Annotated in this window: 17 protein-coding genes; 11 read left to right on the top strand and 6 right to left on the bottom strand. The window is 72.2% G+C overall.

Features of this window, described 5'->3' with window-relative positions:
* The gene (locus ACZ6TB_RS31655) at positions 1-1,710 is read right to left on the bottom strand and encodes a hypothetical protein (protein WP_465560356.1); all 1,710 of its coding nucleotides are present in this window, start codon (positions 1,708-1,710) and stop codon (positions 1-3) included.
* A 220-nt stretch (positions 1,711-1,930) separates the two neighbouring features.
* Between ACZ6TB_RS31655 and ACZ6TB_RS31650 the strand changes: the two genes are divergently transcribed.
* Positions 1,931-2,548 (top strand): hypothetical protein, encoded by a 618-nt coding sequence (locus tag ACZ6TB_RS31650; RefSeq protein ID WP_465560353.1) that lies wholly within the window; start codon positions 1,931-1,933, stop codon positions 2,546-2,548.
* Positions 2,549-2,587: 39 nt separating this feature from the next.
* Here the strand turns inward: ACZ6TB_RS31650 and ACZ6TB_RS31645 are convergent, their stop codons facing one another.
* The gene (locus ACZ6TB_RS31645) at positions 2,588-3,259 is read right to left on the bottom strand and encodes an NUDIX hydrolase (protein ID WP_465560351.1); all 672 of its coding nucleotides are present in this window, start codon (positions 3,257-3,259) and stop codon (positions 2,588-2,590) included.
* A gap of 63 nt (positions 3,260-3,322) precedes the next feature.
* On the opposite strand from ACZ6TB_RS31645, the gene ACZ6TB_RS31640 reads away from it, so the two are divergent.
* Together ACZ6TB_RS31640 and ACZ6TB_RS31635 are read left to right on the top strand one after the other, a co-directional pair.
* Positions 3,323-4,333, top strand: coding sequence for an SPFH domain-containing protein (locus ACZ6TB_RS31640; protein ID WP_465560348.1), 1,011 nt, complete (start codon positions 3,323-3,325; stop codon positions 4,331-4,333).
* Positions 4,330-5,208, top strand: a complete 879-nt coding sequence (locus tag ACZ6TB_RS31635) for an NAD(+)/NADH kinase (protein ID WP_465560345.1) — start codon at positions 4,330-4,332, stop codon at positions 5,206-5,208. The genes ACZ6TB_RS31640 and ACZ6TB_RS31635 overlap by 4 nt, the downstream gene beginning before the upstream one ends.
* Here ACZ6TB_RS31635 and ACZ6TB_RS31630 read toward each other — a convergent pair.
* The gene (locus ACZ6TB_RS31630) at positions 5,205-6,311 is read right to left on the bottom strand and encodes an LLM class flavin-dependent oxidoreductase (protein ID WP_465560342.1); all 1,107 of its coding nucleotides are present in this window, start codon (positions 6,309-6,311) and stop codon (positions 5,205-5,207) included. The genes ACZ6TB_RS31635 and ACZ6TB_RS31630 overlap by 4 nt on opposite strands.
* 99 nt (positions 6,312-6,410) lie before the next feature.
* Here ACZ6TB_RS31630 and ACZ6TB_RS31625 point away from each other — a divergent pair, with 99 nt between their 5' ends.
* From ACZ6TB_RS31625 to ACZ6TB_RS31600, 6 genes are read left to right on the top strand one after another with little or no spacing between them, the layout of a single operon-like run.
* Complete coding sequence (locus ACZ6TB_RS31625) at positions 6,411-7,277, top strand: amino acid ABC transporter permease (RefSeq protein ID WP_465560339.1); 867 nt, start codon at positions 6,411-6,413, stop codon at positions 7,275-7,277.
* Entirely contained in the window at positions 7,274-8,017 is a 744-nt protein-coding gene (locus ACZ6TB_RS31620; protein WP_465560336.1) for an amino acid ABC transporter ATP-binding protein, read from the top strand. The genes ACZ6TB_RS31625 and ACZ6TB_RS31620 overlap by 4 nt, the downstream gene beginning before the upstream one ends.
* Before the next feature lie 14 nt (positions 8,018-8,031).
* Positions 8,032-9,006 carry an ABC transporter substrate-binding protein gene (locus tag ACZ6TB_RS31615; RefSeq protein ID WP_465560333.1) on the top strand — a complete coding sequence of 325 codons (975 nt, stop codon included), beginning with the start codon at positions 8,032-8,034 and terminating at the stop codon, positions 9,004-9,006.
* Between the two features lie 2 nt (positions 9,007-9,008).
* A complete protein-coding gene (locus tag ACZ6TB_RS31610; protein ID WP_465560330.1) occupies positions 9,009-10,166 on the top strand; it encodes an LLM class flavin-dependent oxidoreductase in 1,158 nt (385 codons plus the stop codon).
* On the top strand, positions 10,159-11,493 hold the full coding sequence (locus tag ACZ6TB_RS31605; protein ID WP_465560327.1) for an NtaA/DmoA family FMN-dependent monooxygenase: 1,335 nt from the start codon (positions 10,159-10,161) through the stop codon (positions 11,491-11,493). Before ACZ6TB_RS31610 ends, ACZ6TB_RS31605 begins: the two co-directional genes overlap by 8 nt.
* The gene (locus ACZ6TB_RS31600; protein ID WP_465560324.1) at positions 11,490-12,179 is read left to right on the top strand and encodes a GNAT family N-acetyltransferase; all 690 of its coding nucleotides are present in this window, start codon (positions 11,490-11,492) and stop codon (positions 12,177-12,179) included. Before ACZ6TB_RS31605 ends, ACZ6TB_RS31600 begins: the two co-directional genes overlap by 4 nt.
* A gap of 1,039 nt (positions 12,180-13,218) precedes the next feature.
* Here the strand turns inward: ACZ6TB_RS31600 and ACZ6TB_RS31595 are convergent.
* Positions 13,219-14,154, bottom strand: coding sequence for a helix-turn-helix transcriptional regulator (locus ACZ6TB_RS31595; RefSeq protein WP_465560322.1), 936 nt, complete (start codon positions 14,152-14,154; stop codon positions 13,219-13,221).
* A gap of 86 nt (positions 14,155-14,240) precedes the next feature.
* Positions 14,241-15,782: a M4 family metallopeptidase gene (locus ACZ6TB_RS31590; protein ID WP_465560320.1), complete on the bottom strand. Its 1,542-nt coding sequence runs from the start codon at positions 15,780-15,782 to the stop codon at positions 14,241-14,243.
* Between the two features lie 143 nt (positions 15,783-15,925).
* Between ACZ6TB_RS31590 and ACZ6TB_RS31585 the strand changes: the two genes are divergently transcribed.
* Together ACZ6TB_RS31585 and ACZ6TB_RS31580 are read left to right on the top strand one after the other, a co-directional pair.
* Entirely contained in the window at positions 15,926-17,149 is a 1,224-nt protein-coding gene (locus ACZ6TB_RS31585) for an amidohydrolase (RefSeq protein WP_465560317.1), read from the top strand.
* Between the two features lie 160 nt (positions 17,150-17,309).
* Positions 17,310-19,100: a discoidin domain-containing protein gene (locus ACZ6TB_RS31580; protein WP_465560314.1), complete on the top strand. Its 1,791-nt coding sequence runs from the start codon at positions 17,310-17,312 to the stop codon at positions 19,098-19,100.
* A 3-nt stretch (positions 19,101-19,103) separates the two neighbouring features.
* Here ACZ6TB_RS31580 and ACZ6TB_RS31575 read toward each other — a convergent pair whose 3' ends face one another.
* The gene (locus ACZ6TB_RS31575; RefSeq protein ID WP_465560311.1) at positions 19,104-19,457 is read right to left on the bottom strand and encodes a lysoplasmalogenase family protein; all 354 of its coding nucleotides are present in this window, start codon (positions 19,455-19,457) and stop codon (positions 19,104-19,106) included.
* Between the last annotated feature and the right edge of the window lie 84 nt (positions 19,458-19,541).

Below are 19,541 nucleotides of genomic sequence, written 5' to 3'. Positions count from 1 at the left end.
TCAAGGGCGAGCAGGACAGACGATCAAACCCGATGGCGCCGGTACGCGGACCGCCGGGTCGCAGTCGAAACGTTGCTGGATCAGCGAGCGCACCTGCGGGCTCGACCGGGCGATGCTGAACCACTTGGGCTGCCAGACCAGGTACTTCGCGTCCCGGTCGCCGGTCAGGCACTTCAGGTTGTCCGCGTAGCTCCGGTACGTGCGCACCTCGACGATCCCCGCGCCGCGCTGGATCCACTGCGGCGACGGGTAGCGGCAGCTGGTCGGGTTGCCCATGGCCTGGTTGATCGAGCCGAACGTCAGGTAGAGCACCGGCGTGTCCCGGCCGAGCCGCTGGCTGAGCCGCGCGTAGTCCTGGCCGCTCCAGCGGTTGTTGTAGATGTTGTAGTCGTACGAGCTGAACGCGTACGGCGCGCCGGGCAACGTGGCCGGGAGCAGCGCGGCGCAGAGCGCGACGACGCCGAGCGCCCACGGCCCGGGCCCGACCCGGCGGCGGTCGCCGGCGAACCACCCGAGCACAAGGGCCGCGACCAGGGCGGCGACGCCGACCGCGATCGCCATCTCGTCGGCGTTCCCGACCCGCCAGCCGGCCGGGCGGCGCAGCAGCAGGAAGCACGCCACGGCGGCGAGCAGCGTCAGGATCGCCAGCGGAAGCCGGACCGCCGGGCAGAGCGCGTACGCCGCGCCCCACGCCGCGGCGGCCAGCACCGGAACGATCGCGAAGTGATACATGTAGAACTCGCCCTGGCCGTACGCGGAGGCGAGCGACAGCCCGGCCGCGACCACGGCGACCCCGGCCCCGATCCATCGGCCGCGACCCGGCGCCGCCCGGCGGACCAGCACGACGGCCGCGGCCGGGGCGAGGATCACCACCGGGCTGAGGATCGCCACGTTGGCGGCGCCGACCAGCAGGTCGTGGATGTCCTCCCAGCGGATGCCGTGGTGGATCGGCGAGTCCTGCACCAGGGCGGCCTGGTCGGCGAGCCAGATCCACTCCCAGGGCAGCAGTTGCTTGGTCAGCACGTACCAGATCGCGACCGCGAGCGCGGTCATGCCCGACGCCCAGATCGCCCGGCGCCGGCTGAGCAGCGCCACGACCAGCAGGGCCAGCAGCGCGACCGGGAACGTGGCGAGCTTGACCGCCACCACCAGGCAGGCGGCCACGCCGCCGAGGACGCCGCCGAGCCAGTCCTTGCGGGGCGCGCAGGCGGCGCCGACCGCGAGCACGCCGACCAGCGCGGCGACCCAGTCGGGCTCGAGGAAGTGCCAGGGCGGCGCGATGACCAGCGCGAGGCCGGTCGCGACCGCGACGCCCGCGCCCGCCGCGCCGCCGAGGAAGCGGCGCACGCCGAAGTACAGGACCGCCGCCACGCCGGCGATCAGCACCCAGGCCTCGACCCGCAGCAGCACCTGCTGGACGACGACGCGCTCGTCGGGGACGAAGATCGCGCGGAAGTCGTCCATCCAGCCGATCAGCAGCTTGTAGACGATGGGCCGGGCGATGAAGACGTCCCAGATGTTCACGCCGCCCTTGCCGGCGGTCTCGATGCCGCCGAGCGCGTACGTGACATCGCCGTTGAGCTGGGAGCGCAGGGTCAGGCCCGCGGAGGCGAGCGCGGCCAGCGCCGCCACCACCCCGCCGACCGTGCGCGGAACGCTGCGGACACGCCGGGGCGTCTCGGAGGTGGGCGACCGGAGGGTCGTGGTCATCGAGCTGCGGCCCTTCCGAAGGTGAAAGCGGGACTGTACCGGACGGAACGGTAGCTCCCCCGCGCTCTACTCATCCTTTCGGCCAGGCACGCCTAGGCGTTTCGTGCTGTTTGTCGGAATTGCCGCCTAATATGCGCTGCTATGCCCGAATCGCCGCTTAACGTCTGACCTATCGAGAGCGGGATCCCCCGCCGCTCTTCCTCACCAGAGAGGTCATGCGATGAGCAAGAAGATGACGAAGTTGATGGCGGCCGTGGCGATCGCCGGCGCGGCGGGCTCGGCGGCGGCGCTGGCGACCGCCGGTCCGGCCGCCGCGGCGCCGCGCGGGCCGCAGCCGGTCACCACCCGGCTCGCCCCGGTCAAGGCGAACCTGCCGAGCTGGGTGAACATCGCGTGGCGTACGGACCGCCCGGTCTGCGACGCCCGCGTGGCGGTGGACGGCGGCCGTTCGGTGGCCGTCTCCTACCTGCGGCCGGGCCGGACCACCACGTTCCGCAGCGGTGACACGCTGCGCCCGGGCCGCACCGCCATCACCACGATCAAGGTGAACGCGATGCGCCGCACCAGCGGTTTCGAGGTTCTCAAGGCCGCGCTGTCGTACACCGACTGCAGCCGGCACGCCCGCACCCAGTTCTCGCGGGTCAACCTGGTGCTGCCGGTCGTGCGCAACGCCGGCCCGGTGAACCAGGGCCACGGCCAGGGCCCGCAGGGCCAGGGTCACGACCAGCACGGCCAGGACCAGAACCACGGTCAGCAGGGCCACGGTCAGCAGGGCCACGGTCAGCAGGGCCACGGTCAGCAGGGCCAGCAGCACGGGCACGGCCCCGGCCAGCACTGATCATCCGGACCGAGAAAAGGGGGCCCCGGCCCCCTTTTTTCATGCCCGGAGCAGGGGCGGGTGCAGCAGCGTCGCGGTGCCGCGCCGGTAGAGCTGCGCCGGCCGGCCGCGGTCGCGCAGAGCCGTCCGGCCGGTGGGCTCGATGAAGTTCGCGGCGCCGGTCACCTTGCGGTGGAAGTTGCGCGGGTCCAGGCGGGTGCGCCACACCGTCTCGTAGACCGTCCGCAGCTCCCCGATGGTGAACTCGGGCGGGCAGAACGCGGTGGCCAGCGGCGTGTACTCGAGCTTGGCCCGGGCCCGCTCGACCCCGTCGGCCAGGATCCGGTCGTGGTCGAAGGCGAGCTCCCCGGCCGACGGGTACGGCCGCCACTCCGCCCCGGCCGCGTCGCTGCCCGCGGTCGGCGCCGGCAGATCGGGCAGCAGGGCGAGGTAGGCGATCGTGACCACCCGCCCCCGGGGATCACGGCCGGGATCCCCGTACGTCGCAAGTTGCTCGAAGTGCCCGGACAGCGGGTCGAGCCCGGTCTCCTCCCGCAACTCGCGCGCGGCCGCCGCGTCCAGGCCCTCGGACGGCAGCACGAACCCGCCCGGCAGCGCCCACCGCCCCGCGAAGGGCGGGATGCCGCGCCGGATCAGCAGCACCTGCAGCGAGCCGTGCCGGATGGTCAGCAGCACGAGGTCCACGGTGACGGCGGCCGTGTTTTGCGTCATGTTGACGAGAATACTCCACGCGCTTTATCGTCAGCATGACGTTAAAGGAAAGGACCACACGACATGGCTGACGTGACACGACGCCTCCACCTCCGGCACCTGCGCGGGGCGCCGACCAGCTGGGTCAGTCACACCATCGGCGGGAAGACCAAGCGGGCCGGCACCGGTCTCTCGTTCTGGTACCGGCCGCTCACCGCGGTGCTGTCCGAGGTGCCGGTCGACGACCGCGAACTGCCGCTGCTGTTCCACGCCCGCACCGAGGACTTCGCCGACGTGACCGTACAGGCCACGGTGACCTACCGGTTCAGCGAGCCGGCCGCGGCGGCGGCCCGGCTCGACTTCTCGATCGACCCCTACCGGGGCCGCTGGCGCGGCCAGCCGCTCGACCAGGTGGCCACGCTGCTGGCCGAGCTGGCCCAGCAGCCGGCGCTCGATCTGCTCGCCCGGCTGCCGCTGGCCGAGGCGCTGACCACCGGCATCGCGCCGGTGCGGCAGTCGGTGGCGGACGCGCTGGCCGCCGACCCGCGGCTCACCGAGACCGGCGTGACCGTGGTGAGCGCCCGGGTGGTGGCGATCCGGCCCGAGCCCGACCTCGAGCGGGCGCTCCAGACGCCCACCCGCGAGCAGGTGCAGCAGGACGCGGACCGGGCCACCTACGCCCGGCGCGCCAACGCGGTGCAGCAGGAGCGCGCGATCGCCGAGAACGAGCTGCAGAGCAAGATCGAGCTGGCCCGGCGGGAGCAGCAGCTGGTCGAGCAGCGCGGCGCCAACACCCGGCGCGGCGCCGAGCTCGACGCGGAGGCCCAGCTGGTGGCCGCGCGGGGCGAGGCCGAGCGGCAGGAGGTGGCGGCGACGGCCGAGCGCGTACGCGATGAGACCCGCGCCGAAGGCAAGCGGGTGATCGGCCTGGCCGAAGCCGAGGCCGAGGCCGCGCGCCTGGCCGCCTACCGCGACATCGACCCGGCCGTCCTGCACGCGCTCGCGCTCAAGGAGCTGGCCGCCCACGTGCCGGACATCAACGAGCTCACCGTGACCCCCGACATCCTCGCCAAGCTGGTCGGGCGGCTCGGATGAGCACGCTCACCCCACGGGTGGTGGTCGTGTCGCGGCGCAGCGAGCTCGACGAGCTGCTCGCCCGGCACGGCACCCGGGGCGCGGCGGCGTACTTCCTGCGTCAGCGCGGCCGCGACCTGGACGAGGTCACGGCCCGGCACGAGGCCCAGCGGGCGGCGCTCGCCGAGGTGGGCGCCGCCGTCCCGGCCGACTGGCGGCGCGGCCACGTCGAGCGGGCCGACCTCCCCCGCTTCCTGTTCGCGCCCGAGGACGTGGTGGTCGCCGTCGGCCAGGACGGCCTGGTGGCGAACGTCGCGAAGTACGTGGACGGCCAGCCGGTGATCGGCGTCGACCCCGAGCCCGGCCGCAACGCCGGCGTCCTGGTGCGGCACCGACCGGCCGCGCTGCCCGGCCTGCTGGCCTCCCCCGAGGCCGAGGAACGCACCATGGTGGTGGCCCGCCTCGACGACGGCCAGGAGCTGTACGGCCTCAACGAGATCTACGTGGGCCACCCGAGCCACCAGTCGGCGCGCTACGTGCTGGCCGCTCCCGACGGCAATCGGGAGCGGCAGTCCTCGTCGGGACTGATCGTCGGCACCGGCACGGGCGCGACCGGCTGGTGCGCGTCGATCGCCCGGTCCCTCGCGGCGGCGCCGCCCGCCCCGGGGCCGGGCGATCCGGCGCTGTGCTGGTTCGTCCGCGAGGCGTGGCCGTCGCCGGCGACCGGCGTGCGGCAGACCGCCGGGGTCCTCGGCCACGACCAGCGGATCGAGCTGACCAGCGAGTCGGAGCGCCTGGTCGTCTTCGCCGACGGCCTGGAGGCGGATGCACTGGAGCTGGTGTGGGGCCAGCGGGTCGAGGTCGGCGTCGCCGGCAAGAGGCTGCGACTGGTCTAGCCGTACCAGTGCTTGGCCAGCAGTTCGAAGGAACGCACCCGGTCCTCGTGGTCGTACGTCATGGTGGTGACCAGCAGTTCGTCGGCGTCCGTGACCCGGCGCAGCGTCTCCAGGCGCTCGGCCACCGTCTCCGGCGAGCCTGCGAACTGCGTCTCGACCCGGTCGGCGACCAACCGCCGGTCGTCGTCGGTCCAGTCGAACGCGGCGGCCTCCTCGAGCGTGGGATAGGGGATCGCGCCGGCGCCGGTCCGCACGCTGCGAACCCACAGGCCGTACGGCGCGGCGAGGCGGCGGGCGGTCTCGTCGTCCTCGGCGACGAGAACGTCGGCCGAGACCAGCACCCGCGGTTCGGCGAGCCGCGCCGAGGGCCGGAACGCCGCCCGGTACGCGTCCACCGCCTCCAGCACCCGGGCCGGCGACACGTGGTAGTTGGCCGAGAACGGCAGCCCCCGGGCGCCGGCCACCCGCGCGCTCTCGCCGCCGCTCGACCCCAGCACCCAGATCTCGAGGTCGGCGCCCTCCCCCGGCACCGCCCGCGCCTCGTTGCCCTCGCCGTCGGTGTACGGCCCGGCCAGCAGCGTCTCGATGTCGCCGATCGCCGTGTCCAGGTCGGCCGGCTCGGCGCCGGGCTGGGTCAGCAGCCGGGCGAACAGCTTCGACCGGGCCGACTTGAAGATCGGCGCGAACGAGAACGAGCGCGGGATCAGCAGCCCGTCCACGACCCGGGCCTCGGTGACCACGGGATCGTCCGCGGCGTTCAGCCGCCGCTGGGCCGACCGGCCCAGCCCGAGATCGAACCGCCCCGGATGGAGGGCGTCGAGCAGCCCGAACTGCTCGACGACGCCGAGCGGGGTGAGGAACCCGGTCTGCACCGCGCCCGACCCGAGCCGGATGTGGTCGGTGACGGCGGCGATCTGGCCGAGCAGCAGCGCCGGCTGCGAGCTGGCGACCCCGGGCGTCAGGTGGTGCTCGGCCACCCAGTAGCGGTGGTAGCCGAACTGCTCGGCCCGGCGGGCCAGGTCGAGCGTGCGGCGCAGCGCGTCGCCGGCGGTACCGCCGGAGACCAGCGGCGCGAGATCCAGGATCGACAGCGGCACAGTCATACCTGCTTTCCTATAGCCAAAGTAGGAATGAGGCAAGTTAAAACATATAAAGCCCATAGGACTTGATCGCATTGCGGGATCGCGCCTAGCGTCAGCCGGGTGAGCATCCTGTCTCCGACGGCAACCCCCGTGACGCACGACGACAAGCTGGTCGTCGTGCCGGCCCGGCACCCCTGGCGCTGGGCCGGCGCGGCCGCCGTGCTCGTGCCGGCCGCCCAGTTCGCGCACGGCCTGATCACCAACCCCGGCTGGGACTGGGGCACGTTCGCCGGCTACTTCTTCGAGGAGTCGGTGATGCGGGCGCTGCTGGTCACGCTGGAGCTGACCTTCGCGGGCGCGGTTCTCGGCTTCCTCGGCGGGATCGTGCTGGCCCCGATGCGGCTGTCGCGCAACCCGGTGCTGCGGGCGGTGAGCTGGGCCTACATCTGGGTGTTCCGGTCCGTGCCGCTGATCGTGCAGCTGCTGTTCTGGGCCAACCTCGGCTACCTCTACGACAAGCTGCGGTTCGGCATCCCGTTCGGGCCGGGGTTCGCCGAGGCGTCCACCGACCACCTGGTCAGCATGTTCGGCGCGGCCCTGCTCGGCCTGGCGCTGCACGAGGCCGCGTACGCCGCCGAGATCGTCCGCGCCGGGATCATCTCGGTCGACCAGCGCCAGCTGGAGGCGGCCGCCGCGCTCGGCATCCCGCGCCTGCGCCAGTTCCGCCGCATCCTGCTGCCGCAGGCGATGCGCGCGATCCTGCCGAGCGCCGCGAACGAGCTGGTCAACCTCCTGAAGAGCACCTCGGTCGTGTACGTGCTGGCGATCGGCGAGCTGTTCTACCAGGTGCAGGTGGTCTACGGCCGCAACGGCCGGGTCGTGCCGCTGCTCATGGTCGCCACCGTCTGGTACGTGATCCTCACCGCCGTCCTGTCGGTCTTCCAGCACTACGTGGAGCGGCACTTCGCGAAGGGCTGGCGGCGATGATCGAGATCCGCGGGGTGCACAAGTCGTTCGGGTCGCACGAGGTGCTCAAGGGCATCGACCTGACCGTGCCGGCCGGCAGCGTCACGGTGATCCTCGGCCCGTCCGGCTCGGGCAAGTCCACGCTGCTGCGCACGATCAACCACCTCGAGAAGGTCGACCGCGGGCACGTCCGGGTCGATGGCGAGCTGATCGGCTACCGCCGGGACGGCGACCGGCTGCACGAGCTGGCCGAGCGGCACGTGCTGCGCCAGCGGGCCGGCATCGGCTTCGTCTTCCAGACCTTCAACCTGTTCCCGCACCTCACCGCCGCCGAGAACGTCGCCGAGGCGCTGGGCCGGCCGCGGGCGGGAGCGCGCCGGCGGGCGCTGGCCGAGCTCGAGCGGGTCGGGCTGGCCGAGAAGGCGGACGCCTACCCGCGCCGGCTCTCCGGCGGCCAGCAGCAGCGGGTGGCGATCGCCCGGGCGCTGGCCCTCGACCCCAAGCTGGTGCTCTTCGACGAGCCGACCTCGGCCCTCGACCCCGAGCTGGTCGGCGAGGTCCTCGACGTCATGCGCGACCTGGCCCGGGCCGGCACCACGATGATCGTCGTCACGCACGAGATCGGCTTCGCCCGCGAGGTGGCCGACGCGATCGTCTTCCTCGACGAGGGTCGCGTGGTCGAGCAGGGCCCGCCGGCCGAGGTCCTCGACTCCCCCCGGCACGACCGCACCCGGGCCTTCCTGTCCAAAGTGCTTTCCTAGTTCAAGGAGCTTTCATGCGTACGCCCCAAGCCGTCCTTTTGCCGTTGGTACTCGCCGCGAGCCTGACCGCCTGCGCCGCCCCGCGGGAAGCGCCCCGGACCGCGGCCGCCGCCGTCGAGGCCGGCACCGTGAAGATCAACGACGGGCCGGAGCAGAACCGGATCGTCCCGGCGAAGGTCGACGCCGCCGCCGCGCTGGTCCCGGCGAAGATCCGCGCGACCGGGAAGCTCACCATCGGGCTCGGCGCGGCCGGCTCGGGCTCGCCGCCGCTCGCCTTCACCGCCACCGACAACAGGACGCTGATCGGCAGCGAGCCGGACATCGCGATCGCCGTCGCCGGCGTGCTCGGCCTCGAACCGGACCTCGAGAACTCCTCGTGGGAGAACCTGTTCATCGGGCTGGACAGCGGCCGGTACGACGTCGGCGCCTCCAACATCACCGTCACCGAGCTGCGCAAGCAGAAGTACGACTTCGCCACCTACCGCAAGGACAACCTGGCGTTCGAGGCGAAGAAGGGCGCCGGCTGGACCGTGCACGGGCCCCGCGACGTGGCCGGCAAGAAGATCGCGGTCGGCTCCGGCACCAACCAGGAGAAGATCCTGGTCGAGTGGAGCAAGCAGGACGTCGCGAACGGCCTGCCCGCGGTCGACATCAAGTACTACCAGACCAACCAGGCCACCTATCTGGCCCTCGGCTCGGGGCAGATCGACGCGTACCTGGGCCCGAACCCGACCGCCGCCTACCACGTCGCGGTGGCCGGCCAGACCGGCATCATCGGCACCTACTCGGGCGCCGGCGACAGCCTCCAGGGCCTGATCGCACTCACCACCAAGAAGGACAACGGGCTGGCGCCGGCGCTGAAGGCGGCGCTCGACGCGCTCGTCGCGTCCGGCGACTACGCCAAGATCCTGGCCCGCTGGAACCTCGCCGACGAGGCGGTCACCACGCCCGAGATCAACCCGCCCGGCCTGCCGATCGACGGGAAGTGACCATGACGACCCGACCGCTGCACCTGGCCGTCGCGCTGGACGGCACCGGCTGGCATCCCGCTTCGTGGCGGGAGCCGGCGGCCCGGCCCGCCGAGCTGTTCACCGCCCGGTACTGGGCCGACCTGGTCCGCGAGGCGGAGGCCGGCGCGCTCGACTTCGTGACCATCGAGGACGCGCTGGGCCTGCAGTCCGACCGGCCGGACGGGCCCGACGAGCGCACCGACCACGTGCGCGGCCGCCTCGACGCGGTGCTGATCGCCGCCCGGGTCGCGCCGCTGACCACCGGAATCGGGCTGGTGCCGACCGCCACGGTCACGCACACCGAGCCGTTCCACATCGCCAAGGCGCTGGCCACCCTCGACTACGTGAGCGGCGGCCGGGCCGGCTGGCGGGTGCAGGTCTCCGGCCGCGCGCACGAGGCCGGCCACTTCGGGCGGCGCACGCTGCCGGTCATCACGCCCGGCGGCCTGCACGACCCGGCCACCCGCGACGTGGTCGACGACCTGTTCGAGGAGGCGGCCGACTACGTCGAGGTCGTGCGGCGGCTCTGGGACAGCTGGGAGGACGACGCCGAGATCCGCGACGCCGCCACCGGCCGGTTCATCGACCGCGACAAGCTGCACTACATCGACTTCGAGGGCCGGCACTTCAGCGTGAAGGGTCCGTCGATCACGCCCCGGCCGCCGCAGGGCCAGCCCCTGGTGACGGCGCTGGCCCACGCGTCGATCCCGTACGCGTTCGCGACCCGGTCGGCCGACCTGACGTACGTGACCCCGGCCGACGCCTCCGACGCGGCGACGATCGCCGGCCAGGTTGGCACCCCGCACATCTTCGCCGATCTGGTCGTCTTCCTGGACCGCGACGCCAAGGAGCGGCTCGACACCCTGGACCGCTCGGTCTCGGTTTCCGACGCGGCGATCTTCAGCGGCAGCCCGGCCGAGCTCGCCGACCTGCTGCTGGAGTGGCGCGACGCGGGGATCACCGGGTTCCGGTTGCGTCCCGGCCGGCTCCCTTCCGATCTCGAAGCGATCACCCGGGCGCTGGTCCCCGAGCTGCGGCTGCGTGGCGCGTTCCGGCACGCCTACGAGGCGCCGACGCTGCGCGGGCTGCTCGGTCTGCCCCGGCCCGCCAACCGATTCGTGGGGGCTCCCCGTGCCTAAGCAGATTCACCTCGCCGCCCACTTTCCCGGGGTCAACAACACCACCGTGTGGAGCGACCCCGCGTCCGGCAGCCACATCGAGTTCGCGTCGTTCGTGAAGCTGGCGCAGACCGCCGAGCGGGCCAAGTTCGACTTCTTCTTCCTGGCCGAGGGGCTGCGGCTGCGCGAGCAGGGCGGGCGGATCTACGACCTGGACGTGGTCGGGCGGCCGGACACCTTCACGGTCCTGGCCGCGCTGGCCGCGGTGACCACGCATCTCGGCCTGGCCGGGACGATCAATTCGACCTTCAATGAGCCGTACGAGGTGGCACGGCAGTTCGCCTCGCTCGACCACCTCTCCGGTGGGCGGGCCGCCTGGAACGTGGTCACCTCCTGGGACGCGTTCACCGGGGAGAACTTCCGGCGGAGCGGGTTCCTGGCCGAGTCCGACCGGTATTCGCGGGCCACCCAGTTCCTGGCGACGGCCGGGGAGCTGTTCGACTCGTGGCCGGCGGGGGCGATCGTGGCCGACCAGGCGAGCGGGCGGTTCCTGGCCGACGGGGCCGTGGGGGCGTTCAAGCACACGGACGAGCACTTCGACATCGCGGGACGGTTCAACGTGCCGCGGGGGCCGCAGGGACGGCCGGTCATCCTGCAGGCCGGGGACTCGGACGCGGGGCGGGAGTTCGCGGCGGCGACGGCTGACGCGATCTTCAGCCGGCACGGGACGCTCGAGGACGGGCGGCGGTTCTATTCCGATGTGAAGCGCAGGCTTTCGGCGTACGGCCGCGGTCGTGATGATCTTCTTGTTCTGCCGGCCGCTACGTTTGTGCTCGGCGACACCGACGCTGACGCGCGCGAGAAGGCCGTCCTGGTTCGACGCGCCCAAGTCAGTGGGGCCACCGCGATCAAGCTTCTCGAGCAGTTGTGGAATCGGGACTTGAGTTCCTACGACCCGGACGGGCCTCTGCCTTTGGTCGACCCGGACATTTCGGATATTTCGCATATCGCCCGTGGGCGGGCGAGTGTGCGGATGTTCCGCGATCCGCTGGCCACCGCGCGGGAGTGGCGGGAGCGGGCAGCGGCCGGGAACCTGTCCATCCGCGAGCTGATCATTTCGCAGACCGCGCGGCAGACGTTCGTGGGGTCGCCCGCCACCGTGGCCTCGTCGATCGACGCCCTCGTGCAGCAGGACGCGGCGGACGGCTTCATCCTGGTGCCGCACGTGACGCCGGGCGGGCTCGACGAGTTCGCCGACACCGTCGTGCCGCTGCTGCAGGAGCGCGGGGTGTTCCGTACCGACTATGCCGGGCCCACCCTGCGCGACCACCTGGGGCTGAACCGATGACCCTCGACAACCCGATCTGGGCCTCGCTCACCGGGGCGCACGCCCATCTGGCCGTGGTGCACGGGCTGGCCGCCCGCTATCCGGACTCGGTGGCGCAGTTCCACGCGCTGGCCGATCCCGCCGACCCGCGAGCCTGGGCCGACCTGGCCGCGCTGGCCGGTCCGGAGGTCGCCATTTCCGGCTCGGCTTTCGCGCCCCCTTCTCTGGCCGGCTGGGAGCGGGTGGACGAGGTGGCCGGCGTGCAACTGATCGACGTGGCGCTGCGGTCCCGACCCGACCCCGAGGCGATCCGGCTGACCGCCGCCGACGTGCCCGAGATGCTCGACCTGATCGACCGCACCCGGCCCGGCCCGTTCCGCCCGCGCACGATCGAGCTCGGCACCTACCTGGGCATCCGCCGAAACGGAAAACTGGCGGCGATGGCGGGCGAGCGGCTGCGGCCACCGGGCTGGACCGAGATCAGCGCCGTCTGCACCGACCCCGCCCACCGCGGCCAGGGCCTGGCAACCCGCTTGGTGCGAGCGGTGGCAGCGGGCATCCGCTCGCGCGGGGAAACCCCGTTCCTGCACACGGCCGCCGCCAACACGCCCGCGATCCGCCTTTACGAGTCGCTCGGCTTCCGGGTGCGCAAGACGACAACCTTCGCGAAGTACCGACTCAGCCCGACGCTTTATGAATTGGCATGATCGAACACTGATGGGGCCATACCTGGGCGCGGGATAATATGTGCATGAGGCAGCTCCGGATGTTTTCTTCGGCGAGCTGGCCGCTACGCGTGATCGCCTTCGATCGCGCAATTATTCACCCGAGCGCGACCATTTCCGGCGCGCTCACGAACGGCATCGCGCATGGGGCCTTCATCGACGCCATGCCGAGCGGTTGCGCCATGCCCGCGAGGCCGCCGAGGCCCCCGCGACGCCAGCGAGTAAGCCGGCACCGATGGTCGACGCGACGCCAGCGAGCCAGCCAACACCGACAGTCGACACGACGCCAGCGAGCCAGCCGCCACCGAAGGTCGACACGACGCCAGCGAGCCAGCCGCCACCGACGCTCGACACGACGCCAGCGAGCAGCCAGCCAGCCAGCCAGCACCGATGGTCGACACGACGCCAGCGAGCCAGCCGCCACCGATGGTCGACGCACGCCAACAACCCCGCCCGCGGCCAACGCGAGGCCAGCCGCCGTGCCATCACCCGCAGCCAGCGCGACACCAGCAGCCGCGGCCACAGCGACACCGGCCGCCCTGCCGGCAACCGACGCCGACGCGACGTCAGCGGCCCCCTGCCGGCAACCGAAGCCGACGCGACGTCAGCGGACCCTGCCGGCAGTTGCGTCCACGTCGCCGGAGGCGTCCGTCTCCACGCCAACACCCGCCGGTCCCGCCGAGCCCTCTCGTCACGGCGTCTCCGTCGACCGTGTCCGCTCCCACGCCGTCCGGTTCGAGCCACGGTCCGTCGGCGCCGGCACAAAGACGAGAGCGGCGACCATTTCCGCAGTTCCGCCGAAGGGCAGGACATGGCGAATCTCGGCTCGAATCTGGCGGCTCCAAAGAATCGCCATCAACGCGCCCCCATAATTCACGCTGGAGGAGCACCTGGGCAACCCTGTTCGCCGTTTTTCCCAGAGGTGGGAAAACGGCGAAAACGGTCGCCTCAAAGCGGGCCCTCGGGGCGGCCGCGAGGCAACGCAGCGAGGCGAGGGGGTGAGATCTCGGGCGGGCGGCGGTCAGCGGCGGTGGAGGGTTCGGGATGGGGGGTGACCGTATGTTGCACGGTAAGCGGCGGTGAAGTGGCTGTGACTCGCGAAACCCCAGCGCGCGGCGATGGTGGCTACCGCGGTTGTTGCTGGGTCGGCGGCCAGGAGGTCCTGGTGGGCCTGGCTCAGACGGGCCTTGCGCAGATATGCCGTCGGGGTGGTGTTGAGGTGGCGCTGGAAGGTCAGCTGCAACGCGCGGATTGTTACTCGGGCGGCGGCGGCCATGTCGGCGGGGGTGATGGGGCGGTGGGCGTTGTCGTCGATGTAGGCGATCGCCCGGCGCAAGGTTTCGGGGCGGGCGTCCCGGCGGTCCTCGATGGTCGGATCGTGGCGGTGGTCGGTCGGGAAGACGGTCAGGGCCGTGGCCGCCAGCAAACGGGCCACGCCGCCGGTTACCAGGGGGGCGGCGGGGTCCGTCGCGGCGATCGCGCGTACGTAGTCGTGGGTGCGGTGCCAGAGGCTGGTGGCCTGGGGCGTGACGGGGCGGTGGCCGGTGAGCCGGACCGCCCTGCCGCCGGGGGCGGGGTCGGCGACCTCGGCCAGCAGGGCCGGATCGAAGAAGACGAACTCCGCCTCGGAATGGTCGAGCGTCGCCCGGTAGCGCTCGCCGGGCAGGGCCGGGATGAAGACGTCGCCGGCGCCGCAGGCGGAGCGGGTGCGGGCGGTCTCGGCGGTCAGGTGGCCGGTGCTCACCCGGCCGATGCCGACCGTGGTCAGCGGCGGGGCGTCGACCTCGAAGCGCATCCGGAAGTCGTTGTGGTGCAGGTCGAGCGGGCCGAACGAGCGCTGGACCAGCCGTACGCCGCAGGACCGGCCGTCCACCGACAGGCGCAGCCGGCCGTAGACGCCGTTGAGGAACTCGTGGACGGCTTCGACGTCGGCGGTCTCGAACACCGAGGGAGTCACAGCCGATCACCCTCGCAGCCCGGAAAGCGATCGGGGGACCGGCACGGCGGCCGGTCCCCCGATCGGGGTCAGATCTTCGGGCGAACTCAGCAGGTGGGTTCGCCGGACTGGGCCGGCACGCTGACCGCGTTCCACGCCGCCTTGACGGCGTTGAAGTTGGCGCAGTTGCCGGGGGTCAGGTTCTTCGCCGCCGTGAGCGTCCACACCCGGTACCTCAGGTAGGACGAGCTCGACGTCTTGAGCAGCATGGCGTTGTACATGATCTTGATGGCGGTCTGGATGCCGACGCCGGTCACCGAGCTGCCGTTGCAGGTCGGGCTGGCCGGCTGGCCGTTGCCGCCGCTGCCCTGGGCGAGCAGGTAGAACCAGTGGTTGCCGGGGCCGGCCGCGGCGTGCACCTCCTGGTTCGGGGTGCTCGACGAGTAGCAGTTGCTGTCGCCGGCGAGCGACGGGTTGTACATGTACCGGATCGGGCCGGAGCCAACCAGGTTGACCTCCTCGCCGACCTGGTAGTCCGGCTTGTCGTTCGGGCTGTTGATGTACCACTCGGTCGCCGCGCCGAACGTGTCGGCGACGAACTCCTGGGTGCCGCGCTTCGAGATGCCGCCCGGGGTGTGGTCGTCGATGCCGTGACCCAGCTCGTGACCGACCACGTCGGCGGAGCCGATCCACTGGCCGGCCGTGTTGTGGCCGATCTGGACCTGGGTGCCGTCGTAGTACGCGTTCTCGTCGTTCAGGCCGATCCGGATCGGCCACGCGCCGCCGGAGCCGTTCTGGCCGTTGCGGCCGAGCCACGACGAGAGCATCGCGAACTGCTTCTCGGCGACGTAGAGGGCGTCGACGCCGCCGGTCTCCCGGTTGGTGCCGTTGCCGTTGCCCCACACGTTGTCGGAGCCGCTGAACGTCGCGTTGTTCGACGAGTTCTGGGCCCGCAGCGTGGTGTGCGCCGAGTCCTGCAGCAGGTAGGTCGAGCCGGACTGGGTGGTGCTCAGCGAGACCGCGCCGTAGACCCAGCCGGTGCCCGTGCCGGTCGCGTTGGTGACGTGCTCCTGGCTGCCCAGCACCTTGCCGGAGACGGCGTCGACGTTCACGGTGAGCCGGCTGACGCCCTCGGCGCTCGTGCCGCGGATCGTGGACTGCCAGGCCAGGCGGGCGGCCGCACCCTCGGCGGCGACCACGACGAGCTTGGTGCCCTCGACGCTGGAGACCGTCTTCAGCTGCTTCTTCGCGATGGCCAGCGCCGCGGTGTCGGAGAGCTTGGGGATGACGGAGAGCTCACCGATCGGGGCCGACTGCGCGACGGACGTGTACTTCGTGGCACCGGCGCTGTCGGTCATGACGACCAGGTCACCACCGTCGACGGGCAGTCCCTTGTAGGCGCGGGTGTACGGCACGTACTGGAAGCCGCCGGACGAGATCACGGCCTGGCGCTGGAACGTGTCCGCGGCGCTGGCGTGCAGGTACGAGGGCTTGCCGGCGACCAGTGCGTCGGCGGTGCCGGCGGCCAGCGTCGCGGCGGATTGCGCCGACGGGGCGGTGGGCTGGGCGGCGGTGGCCGGCCCGGCGGTCAGAGCCGCGACGACCGCGGTTGCGGTCCCCACGGCCATGACGAGGGGGAATCGGGACATCAGGGGTACTCCTTCCCCGCCCGAAGGGTGTGATGGGCGGGCTCAGAAGTTGACGCTATATATACACATCAATATCCGGAATAGGGAAAACCCTTGCCGTCCACATCGCGATGAGCAAGCCCGCGGCGAGGGAGAATCGCGGTATGGATCTGGCCGAGCTGTACCGCGATCTTCACCAGCACCCCGAGCTCTCCGGGGCCGAGACCCGCACCGCGGGGATCGTCGCCGAGCGCCTGACCGCCCTGGGGTACGAGACGACGACCGGCGTGGGCGGGACCGGGGTGGTCGGTCTGCTGCGCAACGGCGGCGGGCCGACCGCCCTGCTGCGCGCCGACATGGACGCGCTGCCGGTGGCCGAGGAGACCGGCCTGCCGTACGCGAGCACCGAACGGGTCACCGGCGACGACGGGCACGAGCTGCCGGTGATGCACGCGTGCGGCCACGACGTGCACGTGACCTGCCTGCTCGGCGCCGCCCAGCAGCTGGCCGCGGACACCGGCTCGTGGCGGGGCACCGCGATGCTGGTCTTCCAGCCGGCCGAGGAGATCGGCCGCGGCGCCCAGTCGATGATCGACGACGGCCTGCTGGACCGCTTCGGCCGCCCCGACGTGGTGCTCGGCCAGCACGTCGCGCCGCTGCCGGCCGGGCTGATCGGCCTGCACCCGGGCCTCGCCTTCGCCGCCGCCGACGCGCTGCGGGTCACCCTGTTCGGCCGGGGCGCGCACGGCTCGCGCCCGGAGACCTCAGTCGACCCGGTCGTGATGGCCGCCGCCACCGTGCTGCGCCTGCAGGGCATCGTCGCCCGCGAGATCGCCGCCGCCGACGGCGCGGTCGTCACCGTCGGCGGCCTGCGGGCCGGGGTCAAGCACAACGTCATCCCGTCCGAGGCCGAGCTGCTGCTCAGCATCCGGTCCTTCGACCCGGACGTGCGCGAGACCGTGCTCGCCGCGATCCGCCGCATCGTCGCCGGCGAGGCCGCCGCCTCCGGCGCCCCCAAGGAGCCGGAGATCGTCCTCGAGGAGTCCTTCCCGCCACTGGTGAACGACCCGGCGGCGAGCGCGCGCACCCACGCCGCCCTGGAGCAGGTGTTCGGCGCCGGGCGGGTGCTCGACCCGGGCACGGTCACCGGCAGCGAGGACGTCGGCCTCCTGGCCACCGCGGCCGGCGCGCCGCTGGTCTACTGGCTGCTCGGCGGCGCCGACCCGGCCCTCTTCGCGGGCGCCACGACGCCGGCCGAGGTCGAGCGGCGCACCCGGGACCTCCCGTCGAACCACTCCCCCGCCTTCGCCCCGGTCATCGAGCCCACGCTGAGCACGGGGGTGGCCGCGCTGGTCGCCGCCGCCCGCGCCTGGCTGCCCGCCGCGTAGCGCGGTCCGGGCCGCCGGTTCCGGAACCTGAATCCCTTGCTCGCGACGATCGGCATCGATGAGACTGCGGGTGAGAGCGCTCTCTGCTGCCCATCCCCAGGCCCTCACGGCCGGGCAGCCGACAACCGGGCGCACCATCCCCATCCCCTGGGAGAAGTCCATGCGACATGCCATCCCCGGACGGCGCCCGCGGCTGCTCACGGCCGTGATCGGCGCCGTACTCGTCCTGCTCGTGGCGGCCTATGCGGCCGTCACCATCGGCTCCGCCCACGCCGCCGACACCCTGCTCTCGCAGGGCAAGACCGCGACCGCGTCCAGCACCGAGAACGCCGCGAGCCCGGCGAGCGCCGCCGTCGACGGCAACACCGGCACCCGCTGGTCGTCGGCGTTCGCCGATCCGCAGTGGCTGCAGGTCGACCTCGGCGCGACGGCCACGATCACCTCGGTCTCGCTGAACTGGGAGGCCGCGTACGCCCGCGCGTTCCAGATCCAGACCTCGGCCAACGCCTCGGCCTGGACCACGATCTACAGCACCACGACCGGCACCGGCGGGACGCAGAACCTCGCGGTGAGCGGCTCCGGCCGTTACGTCCGCATCTATCTGACAAGTCGTGCGACGGCCTACGGGTACTCGCTGTGGGAGTTCCAGGTCTTCGGCTCGACCGGCTCGTCGGCCACCTGCGGCACCGCGGACGCCGCCCAGGGACGTACGGCCACCGCCTCCAGCACCGAGAACGCCGGCACCCCGGCGAGCGCCGCCGTCGACGGCAACGCGGCCACCCGCTGGTCCTCGGCCTTCGGCGATCCGCAGTGGATCCAGGTCGACCTCGGTTCCGCCCAGACGGTCTGCAACGTGGGACTGAACTGGGAAGCCGCCTATGCCACCGCGTACCAGATCCAGGTCTCGGCGAACGGCAGCACCTGGACCACCATCTACAACACGACCACGGGCGCCGGCGGGAACCAGTCGCTCAACGTCTCCGGCACCGGCCGCTATGTCCGGATGTACGGCACGGCTCGCGCCACCGCGTACGGCTACTCCCTGTTCTCCTTCGTTGTTCACATCACCGGTACGGTGACCACCCCGACCACGCCGCCGACCAGCACTCCCCCGGGCGGCAGCACGATGCCCGACTCGTTCTGGGGCGACACGGCGAGCATCCCGGCCGCGCAGAACGTGGTCGAGGTCAAGATCCTGAACCGGACCAACGGCAAGTACCCGGACAGCCAGGTCTACTGGAGCTTCAACGGGCAGACGCACTCGATCGCCGAGCAGCAGTACCTCGACATGCCCGCCAACTCGGCCGGCCGGATGTACTTCTACCTGGGCTCGCCGACCAGCCAGTACTACGACTTCATCGAGTTCACGGTCGGCGCGAACGTCTTCAACGGCAACACCACCCGGGTGGACGCGTTCGGCCTGAAGATCGCGATGCGACTGCATGCCAAGGATGGGTACGACGTGCAGGTCGGCGAGGACTACCAGACCTTCACCGAGGACCGGGCCGTCACCTTCCAGAAGTTCTCCGACGAGACGCCCACCGAGTTCAAGCACCTCGCGACCGCCACCGCGCCGTACCGCATCATGGCGCCCGGCAGTGACGCGGCGTTCCGTTCCGGCGGCCAGTACCAGACCTACATGTCCAGCTACGCCGCCCAGAACGGGATCACCGCGGCCACCTCCGACATCTTCGGCTGCGCCGGCGTCCTGGCCGGCCAGCCCCAGCAGTGCGCGGCGCTCAACCGGCACACGATCGACCTGCCGCAGTCGCAGTGGGAGACCGTGTCGAACTTCTACCGCGCCGCCCCCGCGAACTACTACGCCAAGTTCTGGCACGACCACGCCCTGGGCAAGCTCGCCTATGGCTTCCCCTATGACGACGTGGCGGGCCAGAGCTCGTTCGTCTCGCACGGCAGCCCGCAGTACCTGCTGGTCGCCGTCGGCTGGTAGCGGTCACCCCGCCGGGCCCGGTTGCAGGACCGGCCCCGGCAGGGGACTCGCCCCGGTTCGGTCGCGGGCGGCCACCCCCGTTGCGATCAGGAACAGCGCCGCGCAGTAGGTCGCCATCACCGACAGGTCGTGCCCGGGCGCGTCCAGCCCCGCCGCGCCCAGGCCGATCAGCAGGTCGGAGACCAGGAACAGCGCTCCCCCGGCCGCGACCCGGCGCGAGACACCGGCCGCGGTGGCGGCCATCGCGGTCAGCGCCAGGCTGTAGAGGAGGATCGGCACCCGCAATGCGCCGAGCCGGCCCCACAGCAGCACGTTCGCGGCGGCCCAGAGCAGCCCGTAGCCGATCAGCGCCGGCACGGCCGGGGGGGGGGGGGGGGGGGGGGGGGCGGGGGGGGGGGGGGGGGGGGGGGGGGGGGAGGAAGGGGGGGGGGGGGGGGGGGA

This window comes from Actinoplanes sp. NPDC051537 (assembly GCF_055586105.1).
The sequence above is the reverse complement of the archived record's forward strand: the minus strand, read 5'-3'. Positions and strand labels throughout refer to the sequence as shown.

Bases quoted from the DNA above. Each gene is read 5' to 3' on its own strand.
- ACZ6TB_RS31655 (WP_465560356.1), bottom strand. From the start codon at position 1,710: ATGACCACGACCCTCCGGTCGCCCACCTCCGAGACGCCCCGGCGTGTC.
- ACZ6TB_RS31650 (WP_465560353.1), top strand. From the start codon at position 1,931: ATGAGCAAGAAGATGACGAAGTTGATGGCGGCCGTGGCGATCGCCGGC.
- ACZ6TB_RS31645 (WP_465560351.1), bottom strand. From the start codon at position 3,259: ATGACGCAAAACACGGCCGCCGTCACCGTGGACCTCGTGCTGCTGACC.
- ACZ6TB_RS31640 (WP_465560348.1), top strand. From the start codon at position 3,323: ATGGCTGACGTGACACGACGCCTCCACCTCCGGCACCTGCGCGGGGCG.
- ACZ6TB_RS31635 (WP_465560345.1), top strand. From the start codon at position 4,330: ATGAGCACGCTCACCCCACGGGTGGTGGTCGTGTCGCGGCGCAGCGAG.
- ACZ6TB_RS31630 (WP_465560342.1), bottom strand. From the start codon at position 6,311: ATGACTGTGCCGCTGTCGATCCTGGATCTCGCGCCGCTGGTCTCCGGC.
- ACZ6TB_RS31620 (WP_465560336.1), top strand. From the start codon at position 7,274: ATGATCGAGATCCGCGGGGTGCACAAGTCGTTCGGGTCGCACGAGGTG.
- ACZ6TB_RS31615 (WP_465560333.1), top strand. From the start codon at position 8,032: ATGCGTACGCCCCAAGCCGTCCTTTTGCCGTTGGTACTCGCCGCGAGC.
- ACZ6TB_RS31610 (WP_465560330.1), top strand. From the start codon at position 9,009: ATGACGACCCGACCGCTGCACCTGGCCGTCGCGCTGGACGGCACCGGC.
- ACZ6TB_RS31600 (WP_465560324.1), top strand. From the start codon at position 11,490: ATGACCCTCGACAACCCGATCTGGGCCTCGCTCACCGGGGCGCACGCC.
- ACZ6TB_RS31590 (WP_465560320.1), bottom strand. From the start codon at position 15,782: ATGTCCCGATTCCCCCTCGTCATGGCCGTGGGGACCGCAACCGCGGTC.
- ACZ6TB_RS31585 (WP_465560317.1), top strand. From the start codon at position 15,926: ATGGATCTGGCCGAGCTGTACCGCGATCTTCACCAGCACCCCGAGCTC.
- ACZ6TB_RS31580 (WP_465560314.1), top strand. From the start codon at position 17,310: ATGCGACATGCCATCCCCGGACGGCGCCCGCGGCTGCTCACGGCCGTG.